At 64.0% G+C, this 25,521-nt stretch carries 28 protein-coding genes; 7 read left to right on the plus strand and 21 right to left on the minus strand.

The features are described 5' to 3' along the window. Nucleotides 1–131 precede the first annotated feature (131 nt). The 9 genes from AS156_RS39005 to soxX form a co-directional block, all read right to left on the minus strand. A complete protein-coding gene (locus tag AS156_RS39005; RefSeq protein ID WP_066515800.1) occupies nucleotides 132–1,172 on the minus strand; it encodes an MBL fold metallo-hydrolase in 1,041 nt (346 codons plus the stop codon). A 173-nt stretch (nucleotides 1,173–1,345) separates the two neighbouring features. After that, nucleotides 1,346–1,789, minus strand: a complete 444-nt coding sequence (locus AS156_RS39010; protein ID WP_066515802.1) for a DsrE family protein — start codon at nucleotides 1,787–1,789, stop codon at nucleotides 1,346–1,348. Nucleotides 1,790–1,800: 11 nt separating this feature from the next. After that, nucleotides 1,801–2,259 (minus strand): DsrE family protein, encoded by a 459-nt coding sequence (locus AS156_RS39015; RefSeq protein ID WP_066515805.1) that lies wholly within the window; start codon nucleotides 2,257–2,259, stop codon nucleotides 1,801–1,803. Beyond that, nucleotides 2,256–4,007 carry a thiosulfohydrolase SoxB gene (soxB, locus tag AS156_RS39020; protein WP_066515808.1) on the minus strand — a complete coding sequence of 584 codons (1,752 nt, stop codon included), beginning with the start codon at nucleotides 4,005–4,007 and terminating at the stop codon, nucleotides 2,256–2,258. The genes AS156_RS39015 and soxB overlap by 4 nt, the downstream gene beginning before the upstream one ends. A 107-nt stretch (nucleotides 4,008–4,114) precedes the next feature. Beyond that, nucleotides 4,115–4,420, minus strand: coding sequence for a hypothetical protein (locus tag AS156_RS39025; RefSeq protein ID WP_066515810.1), 306 nt, complete (start codon nucleotides 4,418–4,420; stop codon nucleotides 4,115–4,117). Next, nucleotides 4,417–5,277: a sulfur oxidation c-type cytochrome SoxA gene (gene soxA / locus AS156_RS39030; protein ID WP_066515813.1), complete on the minus strand. Its 861-nt coding sequence runs from the start codon at nucleotides 5,275–5,277 to the stop codon at nucleotides 4,417–4,419. Before soxA ends, AS156_RS39025 begins: the two co-directional genes overlap by 4 nt. Continuing rightward, a complete protein-coding gene (soxZ, locus tag AS156_RS39035; RefSeq protein ID WP_066515815.1) occupies nucleotides 5,274–5,585 on the minus strand; it encodes a thiosulfate oxidation carrier complex protein SoxZ in 312 nt (103 codons plus the stop codon). The genes soxA and soxZ overlap by 4 nt, the downstream gene beginning before the upstream one ends. 71 nt (nucleotides 5,586–5,656) lie before the next feature. Further along, nucleotides 5,657–6,151, minus strand: coding sequence for a thiosulfate oxidation carrier protein SoxY (gene soxY, locus AS156_RS39040; protein ID WP_066515817.1), 495 nt, complete (start codon nucleotides 6,149–6,151; stop codon nucleotides 5,657–5,659). A gap of 32 nt (nucleotides 6,152–6,183) precedes the next feature. After that, nucleotides 6,184–6,474 (minus strand): sulfur oxidation c-type cytochrome SoxX, encoded by a 291-nt coding sequence (gene soxX, locus AS156_RS39045; RefSeq protein WP_066515863.1) that lies wholly within the window; start codon nucleotides 6,472–6,474, stop codon nucleotides 6,184–6,186. Between the two features lie 274 nt (nucleotides 6,475–6,748). Between soxX and AS156_RS39050 the strand changes: the two genes are divergently transcribed. Beyond that, nucleotides 6,749–7,423: a DUF938 domain-containing protein gene (locus AS156_RS39050; RefSeq protein ID WP_066515819.1), complete on the plus strand. Its 675-nt coding sequence runs from the start codon at nucleotides 6,749–6,751 to the stop codon at nucleotides 7,421–7,423. A gap of 28 nt (nucleotides 7,424–7,451) precedes the next feature. Here the strand turns inward: AS156_RS39050 and AS156_RS39055 are convergent, their stop codons facing one another. Then, nucleotides 7,452–8,324, minus strand: a complete 873-nt coding sequence (locus AS156_RS39055; RefSeq protein ID WP_136626644.1) for a protein-L-isoaspartate O-methyltransferase family protein — start codon at nucleotides 8,322–8,324, stop codon at nucleotides 7,452–7,454. A gap of 78 nt (nucleotides 8,325–8,402) precedes the next feature. Here AS156_RS39055 and AS156_RS39060 point away from each other — a divergent pair, with 78 nt between their 5' ends. The 3 genes from AS156_RS39060 (at nucleotide 8,403) to AS156_RS39070 (ending at nucleotide 11,689) form a co-directional block, all read left to right on the plus strand. After that, nucleotides 8,403–8,894: a type II toxin-antitoxin system HicB family antitoxin gene (locus AS156_RS39060; RefSeq protein WP_066515865.1), complete on the plus strand. Its 492-nt coding sequence runs from the start codon at nucleotides 8,403–8,405 to the stop codon at nucleotides 8,892–8,894. Nucleotides 8,895–9,107: 213 nt separating this feature from the next. Continuing rightward, nucleotides 9,108–10,352: an MFS transporter gene (locus tag AS156_RS39065; RefSeq protein ID WP_066515867.1), complete on the plus strand. Its 1,245-nt coding sequence runs from the start codon at nucleotides 9,108–9,110 to the stop codon at nucleotides 10,350–10,352. Between the two features lie 119 nt (nucleotides 10,353–10,471). Then, a complete protein-coding gene (locus AS156_RS39070; protein WP_066515871.1) occupies nucleotides 10,472–11,689 on the plus strand; it encodes an MFS transporter in 1,218 nt (405 codons plus the stop codon). A 34-nt stretch (nucleotides 11,690–11,723) separates the two neighbouring features. Here AS156_RS39070 and AS156_RS39075 read toward each other — a convergent pair whose 3' ends face one another. Beyond that, nucleotides 11,724–12,218, minus strand: a complete 495-nt coding sequence (locus AS156_RS39075; RefSeq protein ID WP_066515823.1) for a VOC family protein — start codon at nucleotides 12,216–12,218, stop codon at nucleotides 11,724–11,726. Between the two features lie 143 nt (nucleotides 12,219–12,361). After that, the gene (locus AS156_RS39080) at nucleotides 12,362–12,907 is read right to left on the minus strand and encodes a carboxymuconolactone decarboxylase family protein (RefSeq protein WP_066515830.1); all 546 of its coding nucleotides are present in this window, start codon (nucleotides 12,905–12,907) and stop codon (nucleotides 12,362–12,364) included. Between the two features lie 167 nt (nucleotides 12,908–13,074). Between AS156_RS39080 and AS156_RS39085 the strand changes: the two genes are divergently transcribed. Next, nucleotides 13,075–14,259, plus strand: a complete 1,185-nt coding sequence (locus tag AS156_RS39085) for an acyl-CoA dehydrogenase family protein (protein WP_066515832.1) — start codon at nucleotides 13,075–13,077, stop codon at nucleotides 14,257–14,259. A 152-nt stretch (nucleotides 14,260–14,411) separates the two neighbouring features. Then, complete coding sequence (locus tag AS156_RS39090) at nucleotides 14,412–15,551, plus strand: acyl-CoA dehydrogenase family protein (protein WP_066515835.1); 1,140 nt, start codon at nucleotides 14,412–14,414, stop codon at nucleotides 15,549–15,551. A gap of 180 nt (nucleotides 15,552–15,731) precedes the next feature. On the opposite strand, the gene AS156_RS39095 is transcribed toward AS156_RS39090, so the two are convergent. The 9 genes from AS156_RS39095 to AS156_RS39130 all read right to left on the minus strand — a co-directional run bounded on the left by AS156_RS39095 (nucleotide 15,732) and on the right by AS156_RS39130 (nucleotide 24,020). Continuing rightward, nucleotides 15,732–16,769, minus strand: a complete 1,038-nt coding sequence (locus tag AS156_RS39095; RefSeq protein WP_066515842.1) for an amino acid ABC transporter substrate-binding protein — start codon at nucleotides 16,767–16,769, stop codon at nucleotides 15,732–15,734. Between the two features lie 56 nt (nucleotides 16,770–16,825). Further along, nucleotides 16,826–17,416: a L,D-transpeptidase gene (locus AS156_RS39100; RefSeq protein WP_066515845.1), complete on the minus strand. Its 591-nt coding sequence runs from the start codon at nucleotides 17,414–17,416 to the stop codon at nucleotides 16,826–16,828. A gap of 172 nt (nucleotides 17,417–17,588) precedes the next feature. After that, on the minus strand, nucleotides 17,589–17,717 hold the full coding sequence (locus tag AS156_RS45495) for a DUF2474 domain-containing protein (protein WP_136626646.1): 129 nt from the start codon (nucleotides 17,715–17,717) through the stop codon (nucleotides 17,589–17,591). Beyond that, complete coding sequence (gene cydB, locus AS156_RS39105; RefSeq protein ID WP_066515848.1) at nucleotides 17,717–18,727, minus strand: cytochrome d ubiquinol oxidase subunit II; 1,011 nt, start codon at nucleotides 18,725–18,727, stop codon at nucleotides 17,717–17,719. The genes AS156_RS45495 and cydB overlap by 1 nt, the downstream gene beginning before the upstream one ends. Next, nucleotides 18,724–20,130, minus strand: a complete 1,407-nt coding sequence (locus AS156_RS39110; RefSeq protein ID WP_066515872.1) for a cytochrome ubiquinol oxidase subunit I — start codon at nucleotides 20,128–20,130, stop codon at nucleotides 18,724–18,726. The genes cydB and AS156_RS39110 overlap by 4 nt, the downstream gene beginning before the upstream one ends. A 216-nt stretch (nucleotides 20,131–20,346) precedes the next feature. Further along, complete coding sequence (locus tag AS156_RS39115) at nucleotides 20,347–20,925, minus strand: thioredoxin family protein (protein WP_066515850.1); 579 nt, start codon at nucleotides 20,923–20,925, stop codon at nucleotides 20,347–20,349. A 19-nt stretch (nucleotides 20,926–20,944) separates the two neighbouring features. Beyond that, nucleotides 20,945–21,643 carry a cytochrome c biogenesis CcdA family protein gene (locus AS156_RS39120; protein WP_066515853.1) on the minus strand — a complete coding sequence of 233 codons (699 nt, stop codon included), beginning with the start codon at nucleotides 21,641–21,643 and terminating at the stop codon, nucleotides 20,945–20,947. Between the two features lie 451 nt (nucleotides 21,644–22,094). Continuing rightward, nucleotides 22,095–22,706 (minus strand): sigma-70 family RNA polymerase sigma factor, encoded by a 612-nt coding sequence (locus AS156_RS39125; protein WP_066515856.1) that lies wholly within the window; start codon nucleotides 22,704–22,706, stop codon nucleotides 22,095–22,097. A 246-nt stretch (nucleotides 22,707–22,952) separates the two neighbouring features. Further along, nucleotides 22,953–24,020, minus strand: a complete 1,068-nt coding sequence (locus AS156_RS39130) for an acyltransferase family protein (protein WP_066515857.1) — start codon at nucleotides 24,018–24,020, stop codon at nucleotides 22,953–22,955. Between the two features lie 189 nt (nucleotides 24,021–24,209). Here AS156_RS39130 and AS156_RS39135 point away from each other — a divergent pair. After that, nucleotides 24,210–25,521, plus strand: a 1,312-nt coding sequence (locus AS156_RS39135; RefSeq protein ID WP_066515858.1) for a UDP-glucose dehydrogenase family protein, incomplete at its 3' end; no start/stop codon positions are given.

Below are 25,521 nucleotides of genomic sequence, written 5' to 3' on the forward strand. Positions count from 1 at the left end.
AAGGATGCACGGCCCGGATATCGCCGGGTGCGTGTGGAAGGAAAGAGCGGGGCCGTCGCCCTTCGAGACGCGCTACGCGCTCCTCAGGGTGACGGTCATATAGTTTTTCGTGGGGCTAGCGGGCTCTGCGATCATCCCGGCATCACCGGGCCGCCGGCCTTTTTCCAGGCGTCGATACCGCCTTCGATATGCGCGGTATTCACCAATCCCGCCTTCTTCGCCGCGGCCACCGCCATCGCTGAACGCTCGCCGAAGGCGCAGAAGAACACGACGCGGCGGCCGGTGGCGGCTGCGACTTCGCGCAGCATGCCGCCGGGCGCGAGACTCTCGCAGATCCCGGTGTAGGGTGCGTGCAGTGCGCCGGCGAGCGTGCCGTGCTTGGCCCGTTCGGCGCTTTCGCGCAAATCCACCAGCAGGATATCGGGACGGCCGATGCTCCGCATGGCATCACGCGCGGTGAGGGAGCGGCCTTCCTTCGCGAGTTCGTCCTGATGCAGGCCGACATGCATGTTGGCGGGCACCACGACGTCCATCAGCTTCGGGTTCGGCAGATTGAGGTTGTTCATCAGTTCGACGTAATCGTCGATCGATTTCACCTGCAGTCGCGGGTTGTGGCGCTTCTCCTCGCCGATGGTGGAGACGGTGTCGCCCTTGTAGTCATGCGCGGGGAACACCATCGTCTCCTCCGGCAGCTTGAGCAGGCGGTTGAAGATCGAATCGTATTGCGCCCGCGCGCTGCCGTTCTGGAAATCGGTGCGGCCGGTGCCGCGGATCAGCAGCGTGTCGCCGGTGAAGACGCGGTCGCCCATCAGATAGCTATAGGAATCGTCGGTGTGGCCGGGCGTGTACATGGCCTCGAGGCAAAGGCCCTCGATCGTCACTCTGTCGCCGTCGGAGACGCGCATCGAGACGACATCGGCCTTGCTCTGCTCGCCCATGATGGTGATGCACTGGGTGCGATCGCGCAGTTCGGCCAAGCCAGTGACGTGGTCGGCGTGCAGATGGGTATCGACGGCCTTGACCAGCCGCAGGTCGAGTTCCTGCAGCAGCTTGCAGTAGCGGTCGGCCTTTTCCAACACGGGATCGAGGATCAGCGCCTCGCCGCCGGCGCGGCTGGCGAGCAGATAGCTGTAGGTGCCGGACACGCTGTCGAACAGCTGGCGAAAGATCATGGCGGCTCACCTATTCTTCGGACTGAGTCTCCGGGAGGATATTATTCCATAGATAGGGTGCCTTCAAAGCAAATCCATCCCCGGAGGTAAATCCATCACCGTCACCCTGAGGTGGGAGCGAAGCGAGCCTCGAAGGGTGAGGGGCGTACTTCGAGATCAAGGGACGAAGCGGATCAGGGCTTGACGTAGCTCCAGCCCTGCTCCTGCAACTCCATCAGATGGACCGCGCCAGACGGTACGATGGTGGCGTCGGGGACCACCGAGATGGCGTGGCCTTCGGCCTTCTCCATCGCCTGCTTGGTGTGGTTGCAGGCGGAGAACTGGATCTTGCCGGGGAATACCAGGTCTTTCAGCCGTTTGATGCGGTCCTGCACCGGCGAGGTGTCGCTGCGCAGCATGTTGAGGCCGGGGCCGTAGGTGACGATGTCGATGTCAACATCCTCGTTCTTGCCGCGGTAGTACTCGATGATGTTGGTGGCGTTGTTGAGCGCGAGATTCATCACCTGAGGGTCGTTCTGGTCGACCTGCATCGCGATGCGGTGCGGCTTGTCGGCGGCGAACGCGCTCGCGATGAGCGCGAGCGAGACCGCGGCAGCGGCCGCAGGGCGATGAAACATGGCAATACTCCTTAAGGGCGAACCAGCGTGTATCCGTTCTCGGTCAAGCGCAGGATCTGCGCGACGCCGACCTGCACCGGCGTGGCGGCGGGAATGTACTCCGGCCGCTTGCCGGTTTCGCGCTCGATCGTATCGACGGTGTTGAGGCAGATATCGACCCGCACGCCCTGCGCGACCAGGCTCTCGACCCGCGTGCGGTTCGGATTGTCGGGCTTGAGCAGCTCGATGCCCGGGCCGAAGGCGACGATCTCGACCGCGATCTTGTCGGGGTCGTAGTTCTTTATCAGATTGTTGGCGACGCTGATCACGAGACCCTGCTTCTTCGGATCGTTGTCGGAGAGTTGCAGCACGATCTTGTGCTCGGCGAACGGCTTGTCCTGCAGCGGCGGCTGCTGCTGGGCATGGGCCACCGGCGCCGCGAAGGCAACCAGCGCAAGGCAAAGCATCCTGGTGATCGCGCGCCGCATCATTTTCCTTGCTTCGCAATACCCGCATTGTCATCGACGCCTTTCAGCGTCACGCCCGGTGCCTCGCGGTTCGGCGGCCGGCCGGCGCGCAAATGTTTTGCGACGATATCCCAGATCGGCTCGCCCTTCTGTTCGTTGACCGACGCCCAGCCCGCGACCTTGTAGCTCTTGCGGGCTTCGAGGTGCTTGCCGTTGGCGAGCTTCAGCTCGGAGATGCGCTTGCCGACGGTTTCCGCCGGCGCGCAGGTGTAGGTGAGGCCGCCGACGCGGACCATGTCGCCGCCCTGCTGATGATAGGGATCGGCGTTGAACAGATTGTCGCAGACGTCTTCCAGCACATCCTTGATCTGGCTGCCGGTCATGGTCGCGACGTAGGTCTCGGGATAGGTGATCGCGGTTTCCGACAGCACGTCTTCCATGGTCAGCGGCTGGCCGGCCAGCGTGGTTAGGCCCCAGCGGAAGCCCGGCGACAACGCGATCTCGGCATTGAGCTCGCTCAACATTGCGTCGCAAATCAGCTGATCGACGCTGCCGGAGAAATTGCCGCGGCGATAGAGCAGGCGGTCGGCGGAGGCGAGCTTGTCGCTCCAGTCGCCGACATGCGGATCGCGCACCCGGTCGATCAGGCCCTGCATCGCCGGATCGGGCTTCAGCAGCTCCGAGAACACCGGCAGCAGCCGGTAGCGCACATTGGCGACCTTGCCCTTGGCAAGATCGAGATCGAGCACGCCGAGGAATTTGCCGTTCGAGCCCGCATTGGTGACGAGCGTGACGCCGCCGGCATTGGTCACCGTGATCGGCAGCGGGATCGCGTCATGGGTGTGCCCGCCGAGGATGACGTCGATGCCGGTGACACGGCTTGCGAGCTTGAGGTCGACATCCATGCCGTTGTGCGACAGCAGGATCACCGCGTCGACCTTGTCGTTGGTGCGGTGGTTGTCGACGAGCTTCTGCAATTCTTCGTCGCGGATGCCGAAGGTCCAGTCGGGCGTGAAGCGCTTGGGATGCGCGATCGGCACGTAAGGGAACGCCTGGCCGATGATCGCGACGCGGTGGCTGCCGATTTCCTTGATCGTGGACGGCTTGAAGACGCGGCCCGAGGCCGGGTCGAACGCCTTGGCGTCGTTGAAGGCGGCTTCCTCGGTCAGGAACACGTTCTGCGCCAGGAACTCGCCCTTGAAGTTGGCGAGATTGTCGCGCAGCGCCTGCTCGCCATAGGTGAATTCCCAATGGCCGGTCATCGCCTCGATGCCGAGCAGGTTGGCGGCCTCGACCATGTCGGCGCCCTTCACGGCGTTTGCGAGCCCGGTGCCCTGCCAGAGGTCGCCGCCGTCGAGCAGGAGCGAGCGGCCCTGGCCGACATCGGCGCGCAGCTTGTCGACCAGCGTTTTCAGATGCGCAAAGCCGCCGAGCTTGCCGAAGCGGACGGCAGCCTTTTCGAACTCGACGCAGGTGAAGGCATAGGCATCGGCGCTCTCGGGCCGGATGCCGAAGCGATCGAGGAACGCCTTGCCGACCAGATGCGGCGGCTGGCCGGCCATCGCGCCGACGCCGATATTGACGCTGGGCTCACGGAAGAACACCGGCCTGAGCTGGGCGTGCGTATCGGTGAGATGCAGGATTCGCGCATTGCCGAAGCGCTCGAGGTCGTAGACGCTCGCAGTGTCCGCGCTGCGTGCAAGCCGCGGCAGGCCGGCCGTCAGCGTCGCGGCGGCTGTCGCTCTCAAAAAATCCCGGCGGCGGATGATCATCACTCTTCCGGCGTTTGGTTCGAAGCCACGCGGGCGGTGGAACGGGCTCTCTCCCTCGCAAGGGGGGGAGGGAACCCGTTCGCCAGCGCCTTCCTAACTCTTGTGTGTCAGTGAATTTCCATGTCCTTCCAGCGTTCCTTTTCGCTGGTGGCCTGGAAGATCGATGCCTTTGCCAGTGCTTCCGCTTCCTTGGCCTGCGCCACCGCGGTGTCGAAATCGCCGGCATCGCCGGCCTTCTTGGCGGCTGATAGCGTCGAGGCTGTCGTGGTCCACTGGTTGCGCAGGCTGCCGGCTTCCTTGTTGGCGGCTTCCGCGGCGGCATAGGCCGCCTTGTAGTCGGCCTCGGAGGCGGCCAAAGCGGCGGTTGCGTTCGCGATCAGCAGCACGGCTGCGAAGATTGTCGTCGCTCTCATGGCCGCGCTCCCGGACCCGAGATCGGCAGTCCGTTGCTGACGTAGGACAGGTAATATTCGAGATTGCGGTACTCGTCGTCCTGCGGGTTGAGCGGCACGCCGCGGATCTGGCTGTTGCAGGTGGTGAAGCGGCGGCTGGTCGTGCCCATGCCCGACCATTCCGAGCGATAGATCGGCATCGCGTTCAGGATGCCGAGCGCCGGCGCCAGCACTTCGGCGCGGATCCGCTCGCCAGGGCTTTGCACGTGGCAGGTCGCGCAGGAGAAGTTGAGCTGGCCGCGGCGGGTGTAGAAATATTCCTTGCCCTTCTGATAGGCCTCGAGTGCCCGCGGATCGTTCGGGATCTTGATGTCCATCGGCTTGCCGCGCGAGGTAAAGGCCATGTAGGCGGTGAGCGCCGCCATGTCGTCCTTCACGTAGGAGAACGGCGCCTCGCCATTGGCCTCGCGGCAGCGGTTGAGCGCGAGCTCGAGCGTGACGACCTTGCCTTCCTTCTCGTCGAAATAGGGATAGTTCTGGCGGATGCCGATGCCCCTGTTCGGGAAGCAGTCGGCGTAGCTCTTGCCGTTCTTGAACGGCTTGGTGAACATCTCCTTGCCGGCCTCGAGCGAGAACTCGTACGGCGGGAACTCTTCCTTCTCTTCCCACTGCTTGTGCAGGTCCTCATTCATCGAATAGGGACCGTTGACGAAATCCTCCAGCTTCAGCTTGGGGAATTTGTCGGTGAAGAACTTCTGGAACGCGGCCTTGTCGGCGGCAGGATCGATCTTGTCGGCCGCGTGCGCGGACGGCGCGAGCGCCAGCACGCTCAGCGCAAGCGAGACGGCGGCAGCGCGGAGTGCGAGCCGCGGTGTCATTGGATCTTCGCCGTGGTGCTGTCGGTCGCGCCCTTGTTGTCGACCCAGCTGATCTTCAGATCGTCGCCCTTCTTGCCGCCCTTGAAGGCGAACTTGACATAGGGATCCTTGGAGACGCCGCCGCCCCAATTGGCGAGGAAGATCGGCTTGCCGTCATGTTCGAAGGTCAGTTGCTGGATGAAATGCGGCGGAATGATCTCGCCCTTCGCATCCTTGACGAAGCCGGAATCCATCGGATGCTGGATCAGCGCCTGCACCTCGGTGGTCTCACCGTTTGACGTGGCGCGCACGCGAATGCTCGATGCCATCTGAATGTTTCCCTTATCGTTTGCGCATGATCTTGTCGGAAAACCGGTTTCCACTTTTCCGGATCATGCGGTTAGCCGCCGCAGCCGCCGACGGTGACCTTGACCTCTTTGGTGGCGCTGTAGAGCTTGCCGCCGGCCTCGACGATCACGATCACATTGCTGGTTTTCGCCATCTTGATGCGGTTGGAGACGCTCGGCAGCGTGCCGTCCGGAATCCTGTACGAGGCGATCAGCGCGATCGGGTTCTCGCTGACCAGAAACGTGATCGAGGTGACATCTGATAGCGTCGTGGTGGCGGAGATCGGCACCACAGCGCCGTTCTCGGCGATCTCGGGCGCGTCCATCTTCACCTTGTCGGACGGCTCGGCAGTCTTGCCATAAAGCAACTTGATCGCGTCGGCCTCGTTCTTCTGCTTGAACGCCTCTTTCGGATACGCGTCGTTGGCGGCCGCGAGCGCCGGCCGCGCGTCGAACGAAACAACGCCGAGGCCGATCAGCGCGGCGACGCCCGCGCCCTTCAGCACCATGCGGCGCGTCTCGGCAAATTCGTTAGTCGTGATGCTCATTCCAAATATCTCCTAAAGCGACCGTCGCGGCGTCACAGCGTCTGCAGGAAATCCACCACCGCGCCGATCTCCTTCTCGCTCAGGATGCGGTTTCGCCCGAACGGAGGCATCACGGTCAGCGGGTTGCGCTTGGTCTCGTCGGTGACAATCGCGACCAATTCGTCGCGGCTGTATTTCTTGTTGAGGCCGGTCAGCTCGGGGCCGATCGTGCCGGGCAGATCGCCGCCCTTGATCTGATGGCAGGTCAGGCAATTGCCCTTGCCGCGGTCGAAGGCGAGCTTCTGGCCTTCGGCGGCGGATTGGGCCTGCGCGGGTGCAGCCATTGCTGCGCCTGCCAGCAGCGCCAGAACGAGGGCCGGCTTGGAGAAGTTGGCGATCAAGGGTGTTTCCCGGGCTTCAATCTCGATGATCCCATCGCAATATAAAGAGTGGAAAGCACAAAGGCCATCGATTGGCAATGTACTGGATGAATGCGTCGCGACGGGGGTTAACGTCTGTGCGATGCAATGCGATAGCTTCCGGAACTAGTGCCGTATGGCGTGCCTTCTGCCTGTCACGTTCGTCCGGTTGAGATGCGGCTGACCCGAGGAGAATGCGGTGGCGGAGTATGCGGCGGAGTTCGGCAAGGACGGTCGGCCGGTCGAGGCGGACGGGCGGCTCGATGCGCCCGCGTTCCACCGCAACCATGAGCCGATCTGGACCATCCTGCAGCCGTTCCTGACCGGCCGATCCGGCGATGTGCTGGAGGCGGGCAGCGGCACAGGGCAGCACGTCGTGCATTTTGCGCGTCATGCGCCTGACATCACCTGGTGGCCGAGCGACCTCCATGCGGCGCATTTGCGCAGCATTGCGGCGTGGCGCGCGCATGCCGGCCTCGCCAACATTCAGGCGCCGCGGCGGATCGACCTGTCGGATCCGGCGTGGTCGCCAGCACCGCCCGAAGGCCCCGGCCCCGACAAGTTGCTGGCGATCTTCTGCGCCAACGTGATCCACATCGCGCCCTGGCGCGTTGCGGAAGGGCTGTTCGCCGGTGCTATCAGGCATTTGCGCTCCGACGGCCGGCTGTTCCTCTACGGCCCGTTCAAGCGCAACGGCAAGCACACCGCGCTCAGCAACGCCATCTTCGACACCTCCTTGCGCGATCGCGACTCCGAATGGGGCGTGCGCGATATCGCCGACCTTGAAAAGCTGGCTAGAAGCGTTGGCCTGCGGCTGACCGACACGTTCGGGATGCCGGCCAACAACATGATCCTGGCGTTCGCTCGCTCATAGCCGTGATGAGGCGGCGCGAGCGCACTCATCAATCGTACGCCAGGCACCAGCCATCTCCGCGCAGCCAGCAGCGTTCATGGGGAATTTCCTGGTCGCGATAGAGCCGCGTCACTTTCTGCAAGCCGCCGCCGGCGAAGGCCTCGGCCAGCGCTTTTTCCGATGCCGTGTCCCGGCCGCCGTAGCAGGGAATGATCGCAACGGGTGAGATCCAGGCGGCCTGATAGTGCGCTCCCTCGCGCCTGATCCGGAACACGGCGCCGGCTCGTGCCACCTGCTCCGGCGCGCCGCCCTTAAATCCCTCATCGGACGTCATCGGCAAGATCAGACGCCCACCATCGGCGAGGCTGTCGAGCCAGTGCGCGGCAGGTCGGGTGCAACCCGCATTGACATAGATGACGTCGGCCAAATCGAACGGCACGAGCGTGCCGTCTCCTTCGACGAGCTCGACATTCGTGTGGGGCGCGAGGTTGGCACGGGCACGTGCGGCAAGCTCCGGATCATATTCGATTCCCGTCACGCGGCCGGTCGGCCCGACCAGATGGCCGAGCAGCGCGGTGTAGTAGCCGGTGCCCGTCCCGATATGCACGACGTGTTCGCCGGCGGTGGGCGATGCCTGGTGCATGAGATGCGCGTGCAGCGACGGTTGCCCGTTGTTGAGACGGCGCTCGGGCATCAGCGCGACCAGATCGTTGGTGTAGAGATAGACGGGATCGGCGTCGGGCGCCGGCATGTAGTCGCGCTGAAACCATCGCAGCATCAGCCATGGCCCTGGGCCGACGAAATCCTCGCGCGGAATGGCGGCAAACGCTGCGGCGAGGCGTGGGTCGACGACGTTGGCGGCGGCCATGATCTGCTTGGCGTAGGCCGCGCGGATGATGCGGAGCTCGGCTTGCGGGTCCATGTCTGCTCCCAGCGTCATGATGTGTGATTTGACACATCTGCGTGTGTTAAATAGCATACCTAAGCGATGGAGGCCAGAATGACGAGACGGCTTTATCCGGCCGTGCTGGAGCGCGGTCCGCGGGGCACGTTCGGTGCGTGGTTTCCTGATTTTCCAGGCTGTGTCGCCGCCGGGCGATCGCAGGAAGAGGCGATCCAGCGCGCGGAAGAAGCGCTGGCCCAGGCCGTGGACGGCTGGGCCGAGCAGGGCAGGGCGCTGCCGGAGCCGACGCTGATCGAGCAAATCGTGCCGCCCAAGGGCTCCGATATCGCCGCTTATTTCATTGTCGGCGTCGATCCGCCGGATCCGTCGGAGCGGGTCAACGTCTATCTGCCGAAGAGCTTGATTGCGCGGATCGACAAGCACGCCGCCATGATCGGCATGAGCCGCTCCAGCTTCTTCGGCTTTGCCGCCACCATTGCGCTGGAATGGCGACCGCCGATGGCAACTCCAACGCCGCCGCGCTCGAAGGTCCACAAGACCGGCGCGTTGCGTGCCGAGAAACGACCGGGCAAGAAGCCGGCGAAATAGCGCAAGGCCCGCTTGCGCTGATCGCATAGCGTCGCATCGTTTGCGCCGGTTGATCGCCTTCCGCGCGCTCTCCATAGTGCCCGCAAATCAGAGGCTCCCGCCGGGGCTTACAGCATGATCCGGAAAAGTGGGCGCCGGTTTTCCGAGAAGATCATGCTCAAACAAGAGCGAGATCATGATGCGATCGCATCATGATTGAGAGTGGGAATGCCGATGATCGACGTGACAGCAGGGGACGAGACGACCGACGACGCGCGGGCGCGCGGCAATGTGCTGCGGCTCGCCGCGGCACAGGCGCTGACCGGCGCCAATTCGGCCGTGATCTTCGCCACCGGCTCGATCGTCGGCGCAACGCTAGCGCCGACCATCTCGCTCGCGACCGTGCCGCTCTCGATGTATGTGCTCGGGCTTGCCGCAGGCACGCTGCCGACCGGCGCGATCTCGCGCGCCTATGGCCGCCGTGTCGCCTTCATCATCGGCACCGGCTGCGGCACGCTCACCGGTCTGCTCGGCGCCTGGGCCATCCTGCATTCGTCGTTCTGGCTGTTCTGTGCCGCGACCTTTCTCGGCGGTCTCTACGGCTCCGTGGCGCAATCCTATCGCTTCGCCGCGGCCGATGGTACGAGCGCCGCATTCCGGCCCAAGGCGGTGTCATGGGTGATGGCCGGCGGCGTGTTTGCCGGCGTGCTCGGGCCGCAGCTCGTGCAATGGACCATGGACGTCTGGCCGCCCTATCTGTTCGCCTTCTCCTTCGTGATGCAGGCGCTGGTCGCGCTGGTGGCGATGGCGGTGCTCTCAGGCGTCGACGCGCCGAAGCCCGCGGCGGCGGATCTGCACGGCGGCCGTCCGCTGTTCGAGATCGCGAAGCAGCCGCGCTTCATCGCCGCCGCGTTGTGCGGCGTGATCGCCTATCCGATGATGAACCTCGTGATGACCTCGGCGCCGCTCGCCATGAAGATGTGCGGGCTCACGGTGAGTGATTCCAATTTCGGCATTCAATGGCACATCGTGGGGATGTACGGCCCGAGCTTCTTCACGGGCTCCCTGATCGCGCGGTTCGGTGCGCCCGCGATCGTCGCGGTCGGCCTGATCCTCGAAGCGGTGGCGGCGCTGATCGGGCTGTCCGGCATCACCGCGCCGCACTTCTGGGCGACGCTGATCGTGCTCGGGGTCGGTTGGAATTTCGCTTTCGTCGGTGCCTCGGCACTGGTGCTGGAAACGCACCGGCCGCAAGAACGCAACAAGGTGCAGGCCTTCAACGATTTCCTCATCTTCGGCATGATGGCGATCGGCTCGTTCTCCTCCGGCCAGCTGCTCGCCCATTACGGCTGGAACGCCGTCAACATGGTGGTGTTCCCGCCGGTGCTGCTCGGTCTTGCGGTGCTGTCGCTCACTTCCTTCGCCAAACGCCGCGCGAAATTGCGCGCAGTGGACGAAATTCCGGACCCGAGCATCTGACGTCCTGCTGCCAAGTGCTGACACTTCGATCCGAATCGAAGTGATCGGCTTGCCCGGCTATTTACATCGTCAGATCAGACAATTCCTGTCATGACGGTGTGAGAAGCAAGAGCAAGAAGATGGACGCATCCTCGTACACCCCGCCCGATGAAACCTCGCTTCGCTACGAGGGGTGGCGCATCGTCGTCGTCTGCTTCCTGCTTGCGACGTTCGGCTGGGGGCTCGGCTTCTACGGGCAAAGCGTCTACGTCGCCGAGCTGCAGCGGCTGCGCGGCTGGCCGGCCTCGCTGATCTCCTCGGGCACGACCTTCTTCTATCTGTTCGGTGCGGCGCTGGTCGCCTTCGTCAGCGAGGCGATCAAGGCGTTCGGCCCGCGCAAATGCATGATCGCAGGCACGCTGGCGATGGCCGCCGCGTCCGTCGCGATGGGCGCGGTGCACGAGCCCTGGCAGCTCTATCTCGCGGACGCATTGCTCGCCTTCGGCTGGGCCGGCACCAGCCTCGCCATCATCACCAACACGCTCGGCCTCTGGTTCGACAAGAAGCGCGGCATGGCGATCAGCCTGGCGCTGAACGGCGCAAGCTTTGGCGGCATCGTCGGCCTGCCCCTGCTGGTCGCCGGCATCGGCACGTTCGGCTTTTCGGGCGCGATGACCATCGCTGCCGTGCTGATGATCGTGGTGATGGTGCCCGCGATCCTGATCTTCGTCGGGCAGCCGCCGGCTCATCTCCGTGCGGTCACCTCGGCCGCCGCGGATGCGCCATCGGCGACGCAGGTCCGCGCCCAGGCGCTGCGCGATATCAGCTTCCTCTCGATCTCGGTCGCGTTTGCGCTGGTGTTGTTCGCCCAGGTCGGCTTCATCGTCCACCTGATCGCGTACCTGGATCAGGTGATCGGACGCGAGCGCGCCACGGTCGCGATGGCATTGTTGAGCGCGATGGCGGTGGTCGGCCGTGTCTTGTTCTCGTTCGTGATCGATCGGCTGAACCAGCGGCTCGCCTCGGCGCTGTCCTTTGCCAGCCAGGCCGTCGCGCTCGTCGTCATCATCAATCTGCACAATGATGTCGTGCAGATCGCGGCCTGTGCGCTGTTCGGCTTTTCCGTCGGCAATGTGATCACGCTGCCGTCACTGATCGTCCAGCGCGAGTTCGATCCCCGCGCCTTCGGGGTGCTGGTCAGCCTGATCACGGCGATCAACCAGATCACCTATGCGTTCGGTCCCGGCGTGATCGGATTGCTGCACGACCTCTCCGGCAGCTACACGCTCCCGTTCTACGGTTGCGTCGGCCTCGAGCTGATCGCGGCGGTGGCGATCATGATCCGGGGAAAAACCTAGCCCGGATGGCGCTCCGCTCATCTGAGGCGAGGCGCTACGCCACCCGCTGCTTGAGCAGGTCCTCAAGGTCGAGCCGTCTCGTGAACATCGCGAGCTTGCCGTCGTCCGTGCGCGGCCAATCCGCCTCGGGCCGGTCCCAGTAGAGCTCGACACCGTTCTCGTCGGGATCGCGCAAATACAGCGCCTGGCTGACGCCATGATCGCTGGCGCCGTCGAGCGGGATGCCGGCGGTGAGCACGCGGTGCAGCGCGTCGGCGAGCGCCGGGCGGGTCGGATAGAGGATGGCGGTATGGAACAGGCCGGTGGTGCCCGGGGGCGGCGGATGGCCGCCTTTGCTCTCCCAGGTGTTGAGGCCGATATGATGGTGATAGCCGCCGGCCGAGATGAAGGCGGCGCCGGAGCCCATGCGCTGCTGCAGCTCGAAGCCGAGCACGCCGCAATAGAAGCCGAGCGCCCGATCGAGTTCGGCGACCTTGAGATGGACATGCCCGATCCGGGTGCCCGCGATGATGGGAGGGGTTTGCGACACGTTCTGGCTCCGTTGATGTCGGGCTTTCCGGCCACGGGAAGCCCTCGCAATCTGATATAATCAGAATCCGCGGATGGAAGAGCGGTCGATCCGGAAACCCATCGTTTCCGGAAGCGCCTCAGTTGTCGGCGGCAGCGAGCCGCCTAGGCCAGTTCGGACAACTCGCCGCCCGGCACTTCGAATTCGAAGGTGTTGAGGGTCATCGACACCATCGTGTAGTAGCCGCACAGCCCGATGATCTCGACGACGCCGCGCACGCTCAGCACTTCGACCGCCTCGTCATACAGCGGTTTGGCCACGCCGTGGCCCTCGTGCAGCGACTTGGCGAGTTCGTAGATCATCTTGGCCTTGGGATCGTCGAAGGCCGGGATGCGCCGTACGCGGATGTCCTCGATGATCTTCGGATCCAGGCCGCCCTTCAGCGCCAGCCGCTTGTGCGCATACCACTCGTAATGCGCGGTCCAGTGCCGGGCGGTGACGAGGATCGCGATCTCCGACAGCTTGGGCGGAAACATCGTGTCGAAGCGCAGCATCTCGCCGAGGCGCGTGGCATGCCGTGCCATCTCCGGGCTGTTGAGCCAGGCCATCATCGGCGCCGGCGGGGCACCGCGCTTGCCGGCGATCGACTCATCATAGGTTTCTTTTTGGGCGGCGTTCATTTCGCTAGGCGAAAGCAGTTTGAGCCGCATGTCCGTTTCCTCTTGTTTTTCAATCGTTACCCCGTCCCGGGGATACACCCGGCCACGCGCAGTGACCACCGACATCAGAGCATGGCGCGGTCGCAAGACATATTGAATTCCACGATGCCGTGGCTAAGGTCGATTCCAATTCGTCGATTTTTGACCGGAAACGCACAATGGCTGACCTTGAGAAATTCCGCAGTGAAACCCGCGCCTGGCTGGAGCAGAACTGCCCGCCCGAGATGCGCAAGCCGATGACCTCGGACGGCGACACGTTCTGGGGCGGCCGCAACACGAAGTTCTCGTCCGAAGCGCAACGGGTCTGGTTCGAGCGCATGCGCGACAAGGGCTGGACCGTGCCGCATTGGCCCAGGGAATATGGCGGTGGCGGCCTCGACGGCGAGGAAGCCAAGATCGTGCGCCAGGAGATGGCTGCGATCGGCGCGCGCCAGCCTCTCACCTCGTTCGGCATCTCCATGCTCGGGCCGGCGCTGCTGAAATACGGCACCGAGGAGCAGAAAAAGGAACATCTGCCGAAAATCACCGCCGGCCTAATCCGCTGGTGCCAGGGTTATTCCGAGCCGAACGCCGGCTCCGACCTCGCTTCGCTGCAGACCCGCGCCGAGAGCGACGGAAACGACTACATCATCAACGGCCAGAAGATCTGGACGTCCTACGCCAACTATGCCGACTGGATCTTCTGCCTGGTCCGCACCGATCCCGCCGCGAAGAAGCATGACGGCATCAGCTTCATCCTGTTCGACATGACATCCAAGGGCGTCTCCACCAAGCCGATCCTGCTGATCTCCGGCTACTCGCCGTTCTGCGAGACCTTTTTCGACAATGTCCGCGTGCCGAAGTCTCATGTCGTGGGCACCGTCAATCGCGGCTGGGATGTCGCGAAGTATCTGCTGCAGCACGAGCGTGCGATGATCTCCGGCATGGGTGAGCGCGGCGTCGGCCGTCCGCTCGGCCAGATCGCCGCCGATTCCGTCGGCGCCGATGCTCAAGGCAAGCTCGACGACGCGCAGCTGCGTAGCCAGATCGCGACCTTCGAGGTCGACGAGGCGGCGCTCGCCGCCGCCGCGGAACGCGCGGTCGATCTCGCCAAGGCCGGGCAATCGCATCCGGCGTTCTCGTCGGCGATGAAATATTACGGCACCGAGCTCAACAAGCGCCGCTACGAGATCCTGATGTCGGCCGGCGGCAGCGACGCGCTGGAATGGGAAAGCGAGCGCTCGCGGGGCGGCGCCCGGCCGCGCGCCTGGCTGCGCACCAAGGCGAACTCGATCGAGGGCGGCACGAGCGAGGTGATGCTCGGCATCGTCGCCAAGCGCATCCTCGACCTGCCGGGAGCGTGAAGCTCTTCGTCGTCATGGCCGGGCTTGACCCGNCCATCCACGTCTTTGCGGCGGCAAGCTCAAGACGTGGATGCCCGGCACAAGGCCGGGCATGACGATACCTTGGAATTCAACTGAACGAACGATCAACATCAGAATTACCGGATCCACCAATGGCCCTCGTCCTCACCGAAGAACAATCCATGCTGCGCGACAGTGCGCGCGGCCTCATCAGCGACAAGGCGCCGGTGTCGCATCTGCGGCAGCTGCGCGACAGCAAGGATGCCACCGGCTTCTCGCGCGACCTCTGGAAGACCTTTGCCGAGATGGGCTTCTCGGGCCTGCTGGTGCCGGAAAAGTTCGGCGGCAGCGGGCTCGGCTGCGTCGAGGCCGGCGTCGTCATGGAGGAAATCGGCCGCACCTTGATGCCGTCGCCGTTCCTCGCGACCTCGGTGGTCGCGGCCTCGGCGCTGTCGCGTGGCGGGAGCGAGGCGCAGAAGGCGCAGCATCTGCCGAAGATCTCAGACGGCTCCCTGCTCGCCGCGCTCGCGGTCGATGAGGGCGCCAAGCATCGCCCGCTGCAAACAAGTCTGCAGGCGGCGCGTTCCGGCAACGGCTTCAAGCTTTCGGGCGACAAGGCGTTCGTGGTCGACGGCCACACCGCCGATCTCCTGATTGTCGCCGCGCGCACCGCGGGTGCTGCCGGCGACAGGAACGGGCTGACGCTGTTCCTCGTCGATCCGAAGTCGAAGGGGCTCGCGGTCGAGCGCACCGCGATGGTCGATTCGCACAACGCCGCGCGCATCGCGTTCGACAATGTCGAGGTCAACGCCGACAGCGTGCTCGGCGAGGTCGACCAGGGCTATGGGCTGCTCGAGGGCGTGCTCAATATCGGCCGCGGCGCGGTCGCCTCCGAGATGGTGGGCTTGGGCGAAGAGGTGTTCGGCCGCACCGTGACCTACCTGAAGGAGCGCAAGCAGTTCGGCAAGGCGATCGGTGAGTTTCAGGCTCTGCAACACCGTGCCGCTCAGCTCTACATCGAGATCGAGATCACGCGTGCGGCAGTCCTGAAGGCGCTGCAGGCGCTCGATGCCGATGCCGACAAGGCTGGCACCGCGGTCGCGGTTGCCAAGGCGCGCGCCGGCACCACGGCGACCCAGGCCGTGCAGGAAGGCGTGCAGATGCATGGCGGCATGGGCATGACCGACCAGTTCGACATCGGCTTCTTCATGAAGCGTGCCCGCGTCTGCCAGGAGCTGTTCGGCGACAGCAACTTCCACGCCGACCAGCTGGCGCGCGGCAAGGGGTACTGAGTCGGCGCTGGCTTCCCCTCGCGCATCACACTGTCATCGCCCGGCTCGAACCGGGCGATCCAGTACGCCGCGGCCCATCGATTCAATAACCGCTGCTTCAGGAATACTGAATCACCCGCTTTCGCATGCGCGGGTGATGACAGTTGATGATGTGGCAGAGCGCGTGCGCTAAGCCAGCAATCACCTGATCGGCGGCGCGTACTGGACGCCGCCGGCGTTCCAGAGCTGGTTCATGCCGCGCGGGATCTTCAGCTGCGACCCGCTGCCGACGTTGCGGTCGTAGACCTCGCCGTAATTGCCGACGTGGCGGATGATGCGCACGGCCCAGTCCTTGGTCAGGCCGAGGTCCTCGCCATAAGTACCCTCGGTGCCGACCAGCCGCATCACCTCGGGCTTCTTCGACTTCAGCGCCTCGTCGATGTTCTTCGAGGTGATGCCGAGCTCTTCGGCGTTGATCATGGCGTAGAGCGTCCACTTCACGATCATCATCCAGTCGTCGTCGCGCAAGCGCACGACGGGCGCGAGCGGTTCCTTCGAGATGATGTCGGCCAGAATGACCTGGTCGTTCGGCTTGGAGAGGTTGAGGCGGAGCGCATAGAGCTGCGAGGCATCCGACGTCAGCGTGTCGCACTGGCCGGAATCATACGCCTTCACGACGTCGTCCAGCTTGTCGAACTTCATCTCCGTGTACTTCATGTTGTTGGCACGGAAATAGTCGGCGAGGTTGAGTTGGGTCGTGGTGTTACTCTGCACGCAGACCTTGCTGCCGTTCAGGTCGAGCGCCGAATCGATGTTGCGCGAGCGCGGGATCATGAAGCCCTGGCCGTCATAATAGGCGACCGCCGGGAAATAGAGGTCGTAATTGGTTTCGCGTGACATGCTCCAGGTGGAGTTGCGCGAGAGAATGTCGACCTTGCGGTTCTGCAGCTCCTTGAAGCGCTCGCTGGCGTCGAGCGGGACGAACTTCGCCTTCGACGGATCGTCGAAGATCGCCGACGCCACCGCGCGGCAGAAGTCGACGTCGAAGCCGGTCCAGTTGCCCTTGTCATCGGGAATCGAGAAACCCGGCAGGCCCTTGTTGACGCCGCACAGCACCTCGCCACGGCGCTGCGTGCGCTTCAGCGTGCGGGTGTCGTAACGCTCATAGGTGATGGCGGCGGCGGCAACCAGCACGGCGACCGCGAGCCCGATCGTCAGGCCGCCTCGAAATGTACGCATGGATATCTCTCGCGAATGATGAGGAAACGGGAGCGCTATCGAAAGCGGGCGGGAGGCTAGAGCTGGGGCTTCTGCCGGACGATCACCTTGGTGCCGACCGGAACTCGGTCGTAGAGATCCATGACGTCGGCGTTGACGAGGCGAAAGCAGCCCGAGGAGATCGCGGTGCCGATCGTGTCAGGCTGGTTGGTGCCGTGGATGCGGTAGACCGTGGTGCCGAGATACATCGCGCGTGCGCCGAGCGGATTGCCGGGGCCGCCCGCCATGAAGCGCGGCAGATAGGGCTGGCGTGCGATCATCTCCGGCGGCGGCACCCAGTCCGGCCACTCCGCCTTGCGGCTGATGTTCAACAGGCCTTGCCATTGGAAGCCCTCGCGGCCGACGCCGATGCCATAGCGCAGCGCGCGGCCGTTGCCCTGCACGAGGTAGAGGTGGCGCTCGGCCGTGGAGATGATGATGGTGCCCGGTGCCTCAGTGGTGCGGTAGTAGACGACCTGCTTCTGCCATTCCGGATCGAGCTGGTAGCCCGCGTCGGGAACGCGACCGGGCTCGTCGGCGTCGGGACTCTGCGCAAAGCCTTGCGATGTCGACAGCATCAGACCGATCACGGCGGTCACCATCCAGACCAGGTGACGAAGTTTCGTCATGCAAAGCTCTCCTTGTCGGCGCAGGCCAATTGGCTGCTCCACCCAAATCGCGCGAACATCAAATCTCAGTGACAGCTTGATGGCAAGTTCAGGGCGAGCATGGCCGGTATCCCGCTGGAATGATTTCCATTTTTCGTCATTGCTTGTGGATGCCTGCGGCAGGCCTCTCGCTTTATCTCGGCGCGATCCAGAGTCGCAGGGCGAAGGAGATCAGGGCCACCGTACCGACACCGCCGAGCCAGAGCATCACGAACCACAAAAGGCGCTGCCTGAGCGGCCGAGGATTCGGTTGCGACCGCATCAGTGATAGCCGTGTCCGGGGCGCACCTTGCCGCGGAACACCCAATAGGCCCAGGCGGTATAGGCGAGGATCAGCGGGATCAGCACCGAAACCCCGACCAGCATGAAGACCTGGCTGTTCTCCGGCGCGGCCGCCTGCCAGATCGTGATGCTCTGCGGCACGATGTACGGATACATGCTGATGCCGAGCCCGGCATAGGACAGCGCGAACAGCGCCAGCGACAGGAAGAACGGCTGGTGGTCGTATTTGTTGGTCAGCGCGCGCACCAGCAGCACGGTGACGCCTGCGACCGCGATCGGCACCGGCGCGGTCAGGATGATGTTCGGCCAGGCGAACCAGCGATGGGTGTATTGCACGTGCAGGAACGGGGTTGCGATGCTGACGGCGCCGATCGCGCAGAGCATCGCAATCACGAGCACCCAGCTCAGATGATAGGCGCGGTCACGCAATTCGCCTTCGGTCTTCAGGACGAGCCAGGTCGCGCCAAGCAGCGCGTAGCCGATCACCAGCGCCGCGCCGGTCAGGATGCTGAACGGTGTGAGCCAATCCCACCAGCCGCCGGCATATTGCCGCCCCTCGACGTGAACGCCCTGCAGGACGGCGCCGAGCGCAATCCCTTGCGCCAGCGAGGCGACCAGCGAGCCGCCGGCAAAGGCGAGATCCCATTTGTTGCGCGCCTTCTGCGTCCGCCAGCGGAATTCGAAGGCGACGCCGCGGAACACGAGGCCGAGCAGCATGGCGATGACGGGCGTGTAGAGCGCCGGCATCAGCACCGCATAGGCCAGCGGAAAGGCAGCCATCATGCCGCCGCCGCCGAGCACCAGCCAGGTCTCGTTGCCGTCCCACACCGGCGCCACGGTGTTCATGATGACGTCGCGATCCGCTTTCTGCGGAAACAGCGGAAACAGGATGCCGAGGCCGAGATCGAAGCCGTCCATCACGACATAGACGAACACGGCAAAGGCGATGATGAAGGCCCAGATCGTGGCGAGGTCGGCGGCGAAGCTCATCGTGCGCCCTCCACGGCAGCGCCCGCGGCCGGCGTGATGCCGGCGGCGCGCGCCGGCAGGTCATGCGACGGGCCCTGCTCGCCCTGATGCGGCGGCTGCGCCATCAGCCGCAGGATGTAGACCACGCCCGCGATGAACACGGCAAAATAGACGATGACGAAAGCGATCAGCGAGGAGCCGACCGCGGGCGCGGCCAGCGGCGAGACGGAATCAGCCGTGCGCAACAGCCCGTAGACGGTGAAGGGCTGTCGCCCGGTCTCGGTCGTGATCCAGCCCGCGAGCACTGCGATGAAGCCGGCCGGCCCCATCGTGACCGCGAACAGATGCAGCAGCCGCGATTGATACATCTTTCCGCGCAGGCGCATCAGCAGGCTGAACAGGCCCAGCCCGAGAATCAGGAAACCAAGGCCGACCATGATGCGGAAGGACCAGAAGGTGATCGGCACCGGCGGCCAGTTTTCGCGCGGCACGGTCTCGAGCCCGGCGAGCGGCGCGTCGAGCGAGTGCTTCAGGATCAGCGACGACAGCTTCGGCACCTCGATCGCGTATTTCACCTTGGCGTCGGCCATGTCGGGCCAGCCGAACAGCACCAGCGGCGCGCCATCCGGATGGCTCTGGAAATGGCCCTCCATCGCCATCACCTTGGCCGGCTGATGCTCCAGCGTGTTGAGACCGTGCTGGTCGCCGGCAAGGATCTGGATCGGCGCCACCAGCGTCGCCATCCACATCGCCATCGAGAACATCACGCGCGGGCCGGCGAGATGCTGGTCACGCAGCAAATGCCAGGCACCGACCGCGCCGACCACGAGCGAGGTGGTAAGATACGCCGCCAGCACCATGTGCACGAGGCGATAGGGAAACGACGGATTGAAGATCACCTTGAGCCAGTCGGCGGCGACGAACTGGCCGGCGGCGTTGACGGCATAGCCGGTCGGCGTCTGCATCCAGGAATTGGCCGACAGGATCCAGAACGCCGAGATCAGCGTGCCGATCGCGACCATCAGCGTCGCAAAGAAGTGCAGCCTGTGGCCGACGCGTTCGAGCCCGAACAGCATCACGCCGAGGAAGCCCGCTTCGAGGAAGAACGCGGTCAGCACCTCATAGGCCATCAACGGGCCGATCACCGGGCCGGCCTTGTCGGAGAAGGCCGACCAATTGGTGCCGAACTGGTAGGACATCACGATGCCCGACACCACGCCCATGCCGAAGGCGACGGCGAAGATCTTCAGCCAGTAATAGAACAGGTTGATGAAGACTTCGCGCTTGGTGACGAGCCACAGCGCTTCCAGCACCGCGAGGTAGCTCGCAAGCCCGATCGAGAAGGCGGGAAACACGATGTGGAACGACATCGTGAAAGCAAATTGTGCACGCGCGAGCGCAACCGCATCCCAGCCTTCGAACATGACGCACCGTCCGTCGTCAACACCGGGCGCGATCCCGTCGATCGTGCCCATCTGACGCGAACCCTAGCACGTCGGGGATGACGACAATACAGGGCGGATTGTCCGAGGCTTACGATACAATCCATACAATTGCATCGTGATGCTATCTCATTGCCGAGCCGCGCCCTTGCGGAGGGCCGCTGTCTCTATGCGGGCGCGGCTCGCCAGGATCAGGCATTAGCTATTGGCGTTGAGCAGCCGCGCGATGGTGCGGTCGATCTGCTCGTACTGTCCTTCGCCATCATGCTGGAAGACGATCTTGCCGTTCTGGTCGATGATGTATTGCGCCGGCCAATACTGGTTGCCGTACGCGTTCCAGGTCTGTGAATTGTTGTCCTGTGCAACCGGATAGAGGATGCCGTGGCGCTTCAGCGCCGCCTGCACATTGGTGGCCGAGTGCTCGAACGGGAATTCGGGCGTATGCACTCCGATCACGACCAGGCCGCGATCCCTGTACTTTGAATAAAGTTCGGTCACGTGCGGCAGGGTGTTGACGCAGTTGACGCAGCCATAGGTCCAGAAATCCACCAGCACGACCTTGCCGCGCAGGTCGGCAAGCCTGAGCGGCCGCGAGTTGAACCAGTTGCTGATGCCGACGAAGTCGGGCGCGGTCTGGCTCTGTCCGGTGGTCATGGCGGTCGTCATCGCCACAGGTCGCGCGGGCGCGTCGGCCTCCGTGCACAGGCCGGGAATGACGGCGCCGCCAAGGCCAAGGCCGGCCACCAGAGCGGACACGGCAATCAAACGCGGGGTCATCGATATCTCCTTTCGGGGCTCACAGGCCGATCTGGCCGTTGGGATAAAACCGGGTCAGCCACGCCACGATCAGCGTGTCGTATTGCAGGTAGGAGAGCGCGGCGAAGGCTATGATCACGACGCCGAAGCCCTGCTGCAGGCGCGGCGATATCCGCGCGATGCTGCGCACGCGGGTGGTGACCGCCTGTCCGCCATAGGCGATCGCGAGCATCGGGATCGCGGCGCCGATCGCGTAGGTGACAAGCTGCAGGCTCGCCCAGGCCGTGTCCTTCGAGGTCGCGACAATGGTGAGGATCGAGCCGAGCACGGGACCCGCGCAGGGTGTCCACACCAGGCCGAGCGTGCTGCCGAGCACGAAGCCGCCGAACAGGCTTTGCGAGGGCGCGGCTTGTCCGAGATTGCCGCCGGTGAGGCCGGCAAGCTTGATGGACAGCCATTCGAACGGCGTCGGCCAGATCATCAGCAGGCCGAAACCGGCGAGCAGCACCGCAGCGCCGGTGCGCAGCACGTTCGGATCGAAGTCGAAGGCGCGCGTGATCGCGCTCAGCAGCAACGCCACAGCAGAGAATGACATCACGAAGCCGAGCGCGATCATCGCGGGCCGCGTCTTGCCTGTCTGGCCTATCGATACCCCGAGCAGGATTGGCAGCATCGGCAGGGTGCAAGGTGCGGCGACGGTGGCGACGCCGGCAAGCAGGGCAAGGGCAAGGCTGAGCATCGTCGTCCGTCCATCATGTGTCCCGGCTCATCGAAGGATCGAGCCCGGGGCACATGATGATTTTCGCGGGAATGCCGCTGCCGTTACGGCGCTTCGCTCCCGCGCACCGTCACGTCCGTGTGAGACGAGCCGCGCTCGAATTCACGACGAGCGGATCGTGCCTCGAGTGACGAACATCGCGAGCCGGGATCGCCCTTTGCTCGACGGTGCGCCAGAAATAGAGCGACCCGGCTGGGGGGCATCCCGGCCGGGTCGTTGGAGGTCACTTGGGAGGTTAACTTGGGAGGTGGAAACTGGTTGGCGTTGCGTCGTCGTTCAAAGGTTTAGCGATCGAGTTTTTCGGGCCGATGTCGTCGCGTGTTTCAATTGTTTCGTCGCCGGATCTATTTGGTTTCGCGGGCAACTGGCTAACTCATTCAATTTTCATATAAGATATTGAATTTACGTATTTTTATGCCGCGACCGTGTCGACGCCGGCGCCCCTGAGGAGATCGGCGAGCTGCTTGCGGGCATAGAACATCCGCGTCTTCACCGTGCTCTGCGGGATGCCGATGATCTGCCCGGCCTCCTCGACCGACTTCTCGTGGTAGTAGACGAGGTTGATGATCTCGCGATGGGCCGGCGACAGCTTGGCGACGCAGGCACGCAGGATCTCGCTGGTGGTGGCGCGATCGAGCGAAGCCTCCGGCGTGTCGGCGCCATCGGCGATCTCGAGCACGTCGTCCTGGTCGATGTCCTCGTGCTTGCGCTGGCGCAGCGCGGTCAGCGCCTTGAAACGGGCGATCGAGAGCAGCCAGGTCGAGACCTGCGATCGGCCCTCGAACTGGGCGGCGGTGCGCCAGACGTCCAGGAACACCTGGCTCACCAGGTCCTCGGCCGTCGTGGTGTCGCGCATCATGCGGAGCACGAAGCGGTAGACCCGGACGTTGTGACGGGAATACAGGACGTGCATGGCGGTGCGGTCGCCCCCGGAAATACTCTTGAGCAGCATTTCATCCGAGGTCGCGCGGGCAGCGACGATATTCTTCTTGGCTGCGGCGTTGATGGCGATGACGTTCGGCATGACAGGCTCCCAGTTCGCCGTTTGGCGGCGGTTCGTTGGGAGAATTGTTAGTTAGCGCCCGTTTCCGGATGTCTGCGCGAAAAGCGGAAAATGGTTTCATGAGCAGGAGAATTGTTTCGTCGGACGGCCGGAGAAGAAACATTCGAGGACAAAAAGCCAATCATTTCAATATGCGGAAAATTCGATGAGCCGAATTTCTCCCGATTGGAACGAATCGGGCCGTGACTTTTGGCACTGTCCGAAGGCTCATTCGGCCGCCTGCAAAGCGGGCGCAGCCTTTTTCGGGGCAATCCAGAATGCTGTGGGCCGTTCGAACAGGAAATTGGCCCGAACCGCGAGCGCCAGCCGCCAGATCAGGAGTGAACCGCCGACGCCGACTGCGGTCACGATCAGCGAGATCAGGCCGATGTCGTGGATAAGGTCAGCCCGCAGCAGGACCGTCCGGGTCGCGGCCATCGGCAGGAAGAAGGCGAGATAGATGACGATCGAGTGCTCGCCGCAGAAGCGCAGGAAAGCCAGCCAATGCGCCCGCGCCAGCAGCGTGCCGATCACGATGATGGCGCACGCACCGGACAGGCCGAGCGCCAGCGAGACGATCGGCCATTCGCTCACGTCGAGCGCGACCAGCCCGCCATTGACGAGCGCCCAGAGCCCCAGGCTGAGCAGGGCAAGCGCTGGCCGGGCCCGGGCGCGATCCGACAGTGCGAACACATAGTCGGCGACGATGTAGCCGGTGAAGAAATAGACGAAGCGCGCGCAGAATTCGTCGATCGCGGTCCAGCCCGTCGTCAGATGCGTCATTTCCAGTGCCGCTGCGATCAGCCAGATGACAAGCGGGTGAACGCTACGTGTCAGCTTGGTGACAACAAAGAAGATCGGCAGCAGATAGATGAACCACAGCGTGCCGAACGGCTCGATGAAGGATTCGAGATACAAAAGCCCAACCTGGCTCCAGCTCGATTCGGCGGCAAGCGACGGGGCCTTGAAGCCGAACTGGATCGTCACCCACAGCACATAGAAATAGGCGAAGTGCATCACCTTGCGGTCGAGATAGGTGCGCCAATCGCGATCGATCACGATCGACAGGAAAAGCCCTGAAATCAGGAAGAAATCCGGCATCCGGAACGGCTTTGCGAACATCACGACATAATGCATGAAGCCGGTCTGCTCGGCCGCCTTCTCCACGCCCAGCACCGAATGCATCATCACGACCATGACGATGCAGATGCCCTTGGCATAGTCGACCCAGTCGACGCGTCCGCCCACGGTTGCGGCGGAACGGCCAGTCCCAGCGGGTGTGCCGTTTATGGTCATCTTTGTCCTGTTCCGGCGTGATCGGGTGTATCATCGGCCCCATCGGTTGCTTTCGCCTTTATTCATACAAATGACATGCCACGGCCTCCGTGCTTTTCCGCGTTTCCCTTGGGCCGCAAATGTTCTATGAGGCGCACGAATCCCAAAGGCTGATCCACGGGTCGTTAACCATAGGAAGCGGGTTGTCTCATGCGCATCGCCATGATTGGCACGGGTTATGTGGGGCTGGTATCGGGCGCCTGTTTTGCGGATTTCGGTCACCATGTGACCTGCGTGGACAAGGATGCGAGCAAGATCGCAGCGCTCCATCGGGGCGAGATCCCGATCTTCGAGCCCGGTCTCGACGCGCTGGTCGCAGCCAATGTGAAGGCCAAGCGGCTCGAGTTCACCACCGATCTGGCGGCACCCGTCGCTGAGGCCGACGCGGTGTTCATCGCGGTCGGCACGCCGTCGCGGCGCGGCGACGGCCACGCCGACCTCACTTATGTCTACGGCGCCGCGCGCGAGATCGCTGCGGCCATCAAGGGCTTTACCGTCGTCGTCACCAAGTCGACCGTGCCGGTCGGCACCGGAGATGAGGTCGAGCGGTTGATCCGCGAGACCAATCCCGCGGTCGACGTCGTGGTCGCCTCCAATCCGGAATTCCTGCGCGAGGGCGCCGCGATCCGCGACTTCAAATTCCCCGATCGCATCGTGGTCGGCACGTCGGACGAGCGCGGACGCAAAGTGCTCGGCGATGTCTATCGGCCGTTGTCGCTGAACCAGGCGCCGGTGATGTACACGGCGCGGCGCACCGCGGAGCTGATCAAATACGCCGCCAACGCATTCCTCGCGACCAAGATCACCTTCATCAACGAGATCGCCGATCTCTCCGAGAAAGTCGGTGCCGATGTGCAGGAAGTCGCGCGCGGCATCGGGCTCGACAACCGCATCGGCTCCAAGTTCCTGCATGCGGGCCCCGGCTTCGGCGGCTCCTGCTTCCCGAAGGACACCCGCGCGCTGATCAAGATCGCGCAGGACCACGATGTGCAGCTGCGCATCGTCGAGGCGGTGCTCGGCGTCAATGACATCCGCAAGCGCGCGATGGCGCGCAAGGTCGCAAACCTCTCCGGCGGCAGCCTGCGCGGCAAGACCGTCGCGGTGCTCGGCCTCACCTTCAAGCCCGACACCGACGACATGCGCGAGGCGCCGTCGATCCCGCTCGTCACCGGCCTGCTCGACATGGGCGCCAGGGTGCGTGCGCATGACCCGGTCGGCATGGAGCAGGCCCGCAAGGAGCTGCCCGACATCGAGTATTGCGACGATGCCTATGAGTGCGCCAAGGGTGCCGACGCCATGGTCGTGGTCACCGAATGGGTGCAGTACCGCACGCTCGATCTCGAGCGCTTGAAGGCGGACATGAAGCAGCCGGTCGTGATCGACCTGCGCAACATCTATCGCCCCGAGGACATGGCCGCGCACGGCTTTGCCTATGACAGCGTCGGCCGCGCGCCGCTGCCGC

The sequence above is a fragment of the Bradyrhizobium macuxiense genome, assembly GCF_001542415.1.
In the GTDB taxonomy this organism is placed as follows: domain Bacteria; phylum Pseudomonadota; class Alphaproteobacteria; order Rhizobiales; family Xanthobacteraceae; genus Bradyrhizobium; species Bradyrhizobium macuxiense.

Excerpts from the sequence above, each read along its gene's own strand:
- soxX (WP_066515863.1), bottom strand. The coding sequence starts at position 6,474 with ATGGCTGCACCCGCGCAGGCCCAATCCGCCGCCGAAGGCCAGAAGCTC.
- AS156_RS39130 (WP_066515857.1), bottom strand. The coding sequence starts at position 24,020 with ATGACCATAAACGGCACACCCGCTGGGACTGGCCGTTCCGCCGCAACC.
- AS156_RS39095 (WP_066515842.1), bottom strand. The coding sequence starts at position 16,769 with ATGCGTACATTTCGAGGCGGCCTGACGATCGGGCTCGCGGTCGCCGTG.
- AS156_RS39005 (WP_066515800.1), bottom strand. The coding sequence starts at position 1,172 with ATGATCTTTCGCCAGCTGTTCGACAGCGTGTCCGGCACCTACAGCTAT.
- soxZ (WP_066515815.1), bottom strand. The coding sequence starts at position 5,585 with ATGGCATCGAGCATTCGCGTGCGCGCCACGTCAAACGGTGAGACCACC.
- AS156_RS39070 (WP_066515871.1), top strand. The coding sequence starts at position 10,472 with ATGGACGCATCCTCGTACACCCCGCCCGATGAAACCTCGCTTCGCTAC.
- AS156_RS39010 (WP_066515802.1), bottom strand. The coding sequence starts at position 1,789 with ATGTTTCATCGCCCTGCGGCCGCTGCCGCGGTCTCGCTCGCGCTCATC.
- AS156_RS39120 (WP_066515853.1), bottom strand. The coding sequence starts at position 21,643 with ATGCTCAGCCTTGCCCTTGCCCTGCTTGCCGGCGTCGCCACCGTCGCC.
- soxA (WP_066515813.1), bottom strand. The coding sequence starts at position 5,277 with ATGACACCGCGGCTCGCACTCCGCGCTGCCGCCGTCTCGCTTGCGCTG.
- cydB (WP_066515848.1), bottom strand. The coding sequence starts at position 18,727 with ATGAGCTTCGCCGCCGACCTCGCCACGATCTGGGCCTTCATCATCGCC.
- AS156_RS39100 (WP_066515845.1), bottom strand. The coding sequence starts at position 17,416 with ATGACGAAACTTCGTCACCTGGTCTGGATGGTGACCGCCGTGATCGGT.
- AS156_RS39065 (WP_066515867.1), top strand. The coding sequence starts at position 9,108 with ATGATCGACGTGACAGCAGGGGACGAGACGACCGACGACGCGCGGGCG.
- AS156_RS39110 (WP_066515872.1), bottom strand. The coding sequence starts at position 20,130 with ATGTTCGAAGGCTGGGATGCGGTTGCGCTCGCGCGTGCACAATTTGCT.
- AS156_RS39060 (WP_066515865.1), top strand. The coding sequence starts at position 8,403 with ATGACGAGACGGCTTTATCCGGCCGTGCTGGAGCGCGGTCCGCGGGGC.
- AS156_RS39080 (WP_066515830.1), bottom strand. The coding sequence starts at position 12,907 with ATGCGGCTCAAACTGCTTTCGCCTAGCGAAATGAACGCCGCCCAAAAA.
- AS156_RS45495 (WP_136626646.1), bottom strand. The coding sequence starts at position 17,717 with ATGCGGTCGCAACCGAATCCTCGGCCGCTCAGGCAGCGCCTTTTGTGG.
- AS156_RS39025 (WP_066515810.1), bottom strand. The coding sequence starts at position 4,420 with ATGAGAGCGACGACAATCTTCGCAGCCGTGCTGCTGATCGCGAACGCA.
- AS156_RS39115 (WP_066515850.1), bottom strand. The coding sequence starts at position 20,925 with ATGACCCCGCGTTTGATTGCCGTGTCCGCTCTGGTGGCCGGCCTTGGC.
- soxB (WP_066515808.1), bottom strand. The coding sequence starts at position 4,007 with ATGATCATCCGCCGCCGGGATTTTTTGAGAGCGACAGCCGCCGCGACG.
- soxY (WP_066515817.1), bottom strand. The coding sequence starts at position 6,151 with ATGAGCATCACGACTAACGAATTTGCCGAGACGCGCCGCATGGTGCTG.
- AS156_RS39055 (WP_136626644.1), bottom strand. The coding sequence starts at position 8,324 with ATGGACCCGCAAGCCGAGCTCCGCATCATCCGCGCGGCCTACGCCAAG.
- AS156_RS39090 (WP_066515835.1), top strand. The coding sequence starts at position 14,412 with ATGGCCCTCGTCCTCACCGAAGAACAATCCATGCTGCGCGACAGTGCG.
- AS156_RS39125 (WP_066515856.1), bottom strand. The coding sequence starts at position 22,706 with ATGCCGAACGTCATCGCCATCAACGCCGCAGCCAAGAAGAATATCGTC.
- AS156_RS39085 (WP_066515832.1), top strand. The coding sequence starts at position 13,075 with ATGGCTGACCTTGAGAAATTCCGCAGTGAAACCCGCGCCTGGCTGGAG.
- AS156_RS39015 (WP_066515805.1), bottom strand. The coding sequence starts at position 2,259 with ATGATGCGGCGCGCGATCACCAGGATGCTTTGCCTTGCGCTGGTTGCC.